Source organism: Desemzia sp. FAM 23989 (assembly GCF_045528345.1).
In the GTDB taxonomy this organism is placed as follows: domain Bacteria; phylum Bacillota; class Bacilli; order Lactobacillales; family Carnobacteriaceae; genus Desemzia.
The window spans coordinates 249,983-256,416 of sequence record NZ_JBGQQT010000002.1; the positions used below are offsets into that span (position 1 = coordinate 249,983).

Consider the following 6,434-nt stretch of genomic DNA (forward strand, 5'->3'; position numbering starts at 1 on the left):
ATTCAATTAATGATTAAACAGGGCTTGAGTGACATACGCTACACCAATACCTGTTAAGATTCCAAAGAATACTTCGATCGGTTTATGCCCTAAATATTCTTTCAAGTGACGCTCTTTCTGTTCTTTGTTAAACTTTTCAGTCGTTGCATCTTGTGATAAGTTCCAAACTTTTTCACGCAAACGAGTAAATTCAATAATCAGTTCATTTAATAAGATACCTTGTTCTCCGCTTTGTCTACGAACTCCCATAGAATCAAACATAACTATGACTCCAAATGTACTAGCAATGGCAACTAAAGGAGAGTCAATACCGTGTTCCAAAGCAAGAGCTGTAATCAATGAGGAAACAGCAGCTGAATGAGAACTAGGCATTCCACCTGTAGAAGTAGCTAAAGCTAGCGAGGTTTTTCTCTTTAGCAGATAAGCCACAGGTATTTTAATAATTTGTGCAAATACAATAGCAGTAAATGCTGCTATAAGTGGATAATTTGAGAACATGATGGTTGTTCCTTCCTTTAGAAAATAAAATATAAAGCTGTTTTTATCATACCATGAACTATACGAAAGCTGCTTAAAAAAGTTTTGTTTTTTCACTGTTCTCTAAAGATGCTTAATAGAATATTGCAGACGGTTTTGAAGAATAAGATGGATGTAAGGAAAATAATAGTGGCAATCATAAAAAAGATTCGTTATCATGAAAACTGTGTAAAGAAAGAAAAGACTTATGCAGCTAGTAGCGCAATATAGGAGGATGAAAAATGAGCACATATACTCAATTGTCAAAAGAAGTGGCAGAAAACGAAAGGAAAGCCGTTATTCGTACAAATATGGGAGACATTACGATTAAATTATTTCCGGAAATTGCTCCAAAAACAGTTGAAAACTTTGTAGGCTTAGCAGAAAAAGGCTATTACAACGGAATTGTTTTCCACCGTGTTATTCCTGATTTCATGATTCAAGGTGGAGACCCAACTGGAAGCGGTATGGGCGGAGAAAGTTTATGGGGAGATTCATTTGAAGATGAATTTTCTACTGAAGCTTTCAACATCAACGGAGCGTTGTCCATGGCAAATGCTGGTCCAAATACGAATGGAAGTCAATTCTTCATCGTAACGGCATCAAGCACACCTGCAAACATGGTGGCCCAACTAGAAGCAGCCGGCTATCCAGCAGAAATTGTTGAAGAATATAAAAATAACGGTGGAACACCCTGGTTAGACCAACGTCATACGGTTTTTGGTCAAGTTATTGATGGTATGGATGTAGCGAATGATATCCAAGGGGTTCAACGTGGATTCCAAGACAAACCTGTAAACGATGTTGTTATTGAAGCCATTGAATTTGTTTAATCCGAAAAACTTCCGTCTATAACCTAGGCGGAGGTTTTTTGTCCGATTCATTATGAAAACGAATTCTTTTTTTAGATAGAGTTTGTTATAATGAGGAGGTAATTCGATTTTGAAAGGATGAAGAATATGTTTGGAGCAATTGAAGCTGGCGGGACTAAATTTGTCTGTGCAGTGAGCGACTCAGAATTTACTATCAAAGATAGAGTGAGTATACCGACTACAACACCTGAAGAAACTCTGACCAAAGTGTTTGCTTTTTTTGATCAATACGAAGTAAGTGCTATCGGTATCGGTTCATTTGGACCGATCGATGTCAACCGTAATTCAGATACATATGGTTATATTACATCTACACCAAAAACTGCTTGGAAGTACTACGATTTCCTAGGCGTTGTGAAAAAAAGATATCCTATACCGATAGGCTGGACAACAGATGTCAATGCTGCTGCTTTAGGAGAAATAAAAATGGGAGCAGCCAAAGGACTAACTAGTTGTATCTATCTAACGGTCGGTACGGGAATCGGCGGCGGAGCTGTAATCAATGGAGAACTATTAGAAGGTTATGGTCACCCTGAAATGGGGCATATTCCCGTTCGTTTACATCCTGATGAGAATTATAAAGGGACTTGTCCGTATCATGGAGATTGTCTTGAAGGAATCGCTGCAGGCCCGGCCATTGAAGGCAGATTTGGTAAAAAGGGACATTTGCTTGCAGATCAAGAAGAAGTGTGGGAGATGGAAGCTTATTATTTAGCACAGGCTTTGATGAATTATACGTTAATTCTTTCTCCAGAACGTATCGTGCTAGGCGGAGGGGTCATGAAACAAGAACAGTTGTACCCATTAGTTCGTCAAAAATTTACTGAATTGATGAATGGTTACGTCCAAGTTCCAGATTTGGAAGAATACATTGTTGCTCCTGGATTAGGAGATAATGCAGGGATTACAGGAAGCTTGCTGCTGGCAGCAGGACAAATGAATTGATTTCATAGCAATAAGGGGGCTACTGAATAAAGCGGTGGCCTTTTTTCTGTGGTTTATTGATGAAAAGTGTAAACTCTTAAAATGTTTTGTGAACAACAGGTAAAGAAAAAAGGCTAGAATAGCCTCTTTTGTTCAATAAATAAAATAACAAATTGTTTTGAAAACGAAGTCATTTTCAAAATGGTACAAATTATTTATGGATGGTGCTATAATAAGAGCGTAATGAACACAGTGGATTAATTCTGTAAAGCGAGGTGTTAGGATGGAATATAAAATCGGTATGGTTACAAAAGGCCAAGTAACTGGGATTCAACCTTATGGTGCATTTGTTTCTTTAGATGAAGAAACTCAAGGTTTGATTCATATCTCTGAATGCCGACATGGTTATGTTAAAGAAGTAGATGAATTGTTAACCGTTGGAGAAGAACTTGAAGTGATGATCATTGACATTGATGAATACACCAAAAAAATCAGCTTATCCCTCAGAACCTTGGAAGACCCTCAAACATTTGTTTACTATCCTAAGAAAAAACGCCACTATGCTAAAAAAGGCAAAATAGGGTTTCAAAGTATCAAAGAAACCTTGCCTAAATGGATTAAACAGGCTAAAGAAGATGAAAAGAACCAGATCAACTCTAGGCAATAGTGTATTCGTTATAGTAGAGAATATTTGTTACTATGGATAATTCTTGAGAGGGGTATATGCATGACTGAAGCACAAATGGTAGCCGGTACTGTAATGGCTCAAGCGTTTAATGGGAAATATGTTTTTTTGGTAAAAAATCAAGAGGAATCATACGAACTGCCAACTACACCTATTTGTGATAATAAAACTGGGCTGGCGTGTATGATTGATGAATTAAAAACGATTCTTGATATTGAAGGTTCAGCATTAGACTTATGCGAACTAACAAATTCTGTTGTAAATGATTCTCGTATACCTCTTTTTGTGTTTGCGTTAAATAAAAAATTTACAGAACTCAATGAACTTTTGAAAGAGAACTCGACTCACTACGCTTGGATGCCTTCTGACACTTTAATTGAAACGTTAGAAGACATGGATATATCTGGGGTTCCCATTTTCAATCAATGAAATAACAATACGACAACAGCGTTTTCATTTTAATGATGAAAGTGCTGTTTTTTCTTGCTTTTTTCAGGCAAAACATCTAAAGTAAAAGAGTATTAAATAAGCAATAAACCACAATACATACTTATGGAGGTTATTGAAAAATGAGTCATATTCAATTTGATTATTCAACAATCAGCAAATTCATTCAAGAACATGAACTGACTAATTTGCAACAACAAGTTTCAACAGCTGACGACATGCTGCGTAACGGAACTGGCGCAGGTAGCGACTATCTAGGATGGGTCAACTTGCCGAAAGATTACGACAAAGAAGAATTTGCTCGTATTAAAGAAGCTGCTAAAAAAATCCAAAATGAGTCTGAAGTATTAGTTGTACTAGGGATCGGCGGTTCTTACTTAGGAGCTAAAGCTGCATTGGATTTCTTAAATCACACTTTCTACAATTTACTAGGTAAAGATGAACGTAAAGCTCCGCAAATTTTCTTTGCAGGAAACAGTATCAGCTCAACTTATTTAAATGATTTAGTAGAAGTTATCGGAGACCGTGATTTTTCAGTTAATATGATTTCGAAATCTGGAACAACTACAGAACCTGCTATCGCTTTCCGTGTGTTTAAAGAATTATTAATCAAGAAATATGGAGAAGAAGGCGCTAAAGAAAGAATCTACGCAACAACTGATAAAGCTAAAGGTTCTTTAAAAGGAGAAGCCGACGCACAAGGGTATGAAACTTTCGTCATTCCTGACGATGTTGGAGGACGTTTCTCTGTGTTAACTGCTGTAGGTTTATTGCCAATCGCAGTAAGTGGCGCAGATATCGATGCGTTGATGAAAGGTGCAGCAGATGCCAGCGAAGCATACTCTAGTGATAAACTAGAAGAAAATGAAGCTTACCAATATGCAGCATTACGTAACGTATTATATCGCAAAGGAAAAGTAACTGAGTTATTGATCAATTACGAACCAAGCTTGCAATACTTTTCAGAATGGTGGAAACAGTTATTTGGAGAATCAGAAGGAAAAGACCAAAAAGGTATCTACCCTTCAAGTGCCAACTTCTCTACTGACTTGCATTCATTAGGACAATTCATTCAAGAAGGTTCTCGTAATATTTTTGAAACGGTTATCAAAGTTGAAAAAACTAAAAAAGGAATGACTATTCCAGAAAGCGAAGAAGATTTAGATGGCTTAGGCTATTTACAAGGAAAAGAAATCGACTTCGTGAACACAAAAGCTTTCCAAGGAACTTTATTAGCCCACACCGATGGAGATGTTCCAAACTTTGTGATCACTATTCCAGAAACTGACGAATATACATTAGGCTACTTGATGTACTTCTTCGAAATCGCTGTAGGTGTTTCTGGTTACCTAAATGGCGTAAATCCATTTGACCAACCAGGAGTAGAAGCTTACAAGAAAAATATGTTTGCATTGTTAGGTAAACCAGGATTTGAAGAGTTAGGAAAAGAATTAAATAACCGTCTATAATCCTTAGTGTAATTCTAACCGTTGTTTAGCCGTTCAATCGTGGAGAAAAGAAATTTTCTGATTGAATGGCTTCAAACAGCGTTTTTATTTTATCTTTACTAAGAAAGAAGGCAAAACATGGAATCTCAAATAGTTATCCACCAAGCAACATCAAATGACGCGTCTCTTATTCAGGGAATTTTAATGCAGACAGCACAATGGTTAAAATCTATAGGCTCCACTCAGTGGAGCGAACTATTAGAGGGCAAAGACAACCACAATACTCCATTAGCTATTGAACGGGGAGAAGTATATTATGCCACGCTGGACAATCATGTAGCGGGTATGTTTATTCTATGGAACAAACAAAGCAACTGGGATAAAGAAATGTGGGGACATACTCCCGATGAAGAGTGGCTTTATTTACATCGAGTTAATATCGTGCGTAAGTATGCTGGCACTGCTATTGCTTTGCAGATGATAGAAGAAGCTAAACATATAGCAGCAAAAAAACAAACCAAAGGTATACGATTAGATTGTATGGCAGAAAAAGAGTATTTAAATAACTTGTATCAAGAGTCAGGGTTTTCATTCGTAAAGAGAATTAAAGACCATGATACGGGTATAGAAAAAGCAGATTTTAATCTTTACCATTATCCACTAATATAAAAAAGCGAACTTTGCTACTTTTATATTTCATTGAATTTAAGTATTTGAGATAGAAGAACCTTGTGAAAACCAAACCATTTTGCCTTTTTGAATAATTATTATACGCGTTAATAAAAAAAAGCATTTTTTTTGTTGACCAGAAAACAAAAAGTTGTTATAGTAATTGATGTCGCAAAAACAAGGTTTACAACACTGTTAGTCGATTGTAAATTTTTCAATAAAAAGTTGTTGACTTAAAGTTAAGCGACGTGATAATATTAATGGAGTCGATGGAGCGCTTGCATAAATATTTTTTGAATAAAGATGCAAAAAAAACTTTTAAAAAAATGTTGACAATGCTTCGGTCGCCTGGTAATATTAAGAAGTTGTCACAGTGACAACGCAAACGAAATTAGACCTTTGAAAACTAAACAAAGTAAGACGAACCAAACGTGTAAGGAAGTTTTGGCAAGTGCCGAAACAAACAAATTAGTGAATAATTATTCGCTAGCAATCAATTAATGAGCTACAAGCATCATTAAAATAAGCAGGCTTCGGTCTGCAACTTTTATGAGAGTTTGATCCTGGCTCAGGACGAACGCTGGCGGCGTGCCTAATACATGCAAGTCGAACGCTTCCTATCGGTGCTTGCACCGAGAAAGAAGAGTGGCGGACGGGTGAGTAACACGTGGGTAACCTACCTATAAGCGGGGGATAACATTCGGAAACGGATGCTAATACCGCATAGATCTTAATGCCTCCTGGCATTGGGAAGAAAGACGGCTTCGGCTGTCACTTGTAGATGGACCCGCGGCGCATTAGTTAGTTGGTGAGGTAATGGCTCACCAAGACGATGATGCGTAGCCGACCTGAGAGGGTGATCGGCCACACTGG

The 6,434-nt window shown here is 37.2% G+C and carries 7 protein-coding genes and 1 rRNA gene; 7 read left to right on the forward strand and 1 reads right to left on the reverse strand.

The features are described 5' to 3' along the window. Nucleotides 1–6: 6 nt before the first annotated feature. Nucleotides 7–498, reverse strand: coding sequence for a divergent PAP2 family protein (locus ACEN36_RS02720; protein ID WP_407096842.1), 492 nt, complete (start codon nt 496–498; stop codon nt 7–9). A gap of 260 nt (nt 499–758) precedes the next feature. Between ACEN36_RS02720 and ACEN36_RS02725 the strand changes: the two genes are divergently transcribed. The 7 genes from ACEN36_RS02725 to ACEN36_RS02755 all read left to right on the forward strand — a co-directional run. After that, nucleotides 759–1,349: a peptidylprolyl isomerase gene (locus ACEN36_RS02725; RefSeq protein WP_407096841.1), complete on the forward strand. Its 591-nt coding sequence runs from the start codon at nt 759–761 to the stop codon at nt 1,347–1,349. Between the two features lie 117 nt (nt 1,350–1,466). Next, the gene (locus ACEN36_RS02730) at nt 1,467–2,333 is read left to right on the forward strand and encodes an ROK family protein (protein WP_407102133.1); all 867 of its coding nucleotides are present in this window, start codon (nt 1,467–1,469) and stop codon (nt 2,331–2,333) included. Nucleotides 2,334–2,595: 262 nt separating this feature from the next. Next, nucleotides 2,596–2,979 (forward strand): CvfD/Ygs/GSP13 family RNA-binding post-transcriptional regulator, encoded by a 384-nt coding sequence (locus tag ACEN36_RS02735; RefSeq protein WP_407096839.1) that lies wholly within the window; start codon nt 2,596–2,598, stop codon nt 2,977–2,979. 60 nt (nt 2,980–3,039) lie between these two features. Further along, complete coding sequence (locus ACEN36_RS02740; protein ID WP_407103287.1) at nt 3,040–3,426, forward strand: hypothetical protein; 387 nt, start codon at nt 3,040–3,042, stop codon at nt 3,424–3,426. Nucleotides 3,427–3,566: 140 nt separating this feature from the next. Next, nucleotides 3,567–4,913, forward strand: a complete 1,347-nt coding sequence (locus ACEN36_RS02745) for a glucose-6-phosphate isomerase (protein WP_407125881.1) — start codon at nt 3,567–3,569, stop codon at nt 4,911–4,913. Nucleotides 4,914–5,030: 117 nt separating this feature from the next. Beyond that, nucleotides 5,031–5,561, forward strand: coding sequence for a GNAT family N-acetyltransferase (locus tag ACEN36_RS02750; protein WP_407096836.1), 531 nt, complete (start codon nt 5,031–5,033; stop codon nt 5,559–5,561). Nucleotides 5,562–6,106: 545 nt separating this feature from the next. Continuing rightward, nucleotides 6,107–6,434 (forward strand): 16S ribosomal RNA (locus tag ACEN36_RS02755); the annotation flags it as partial.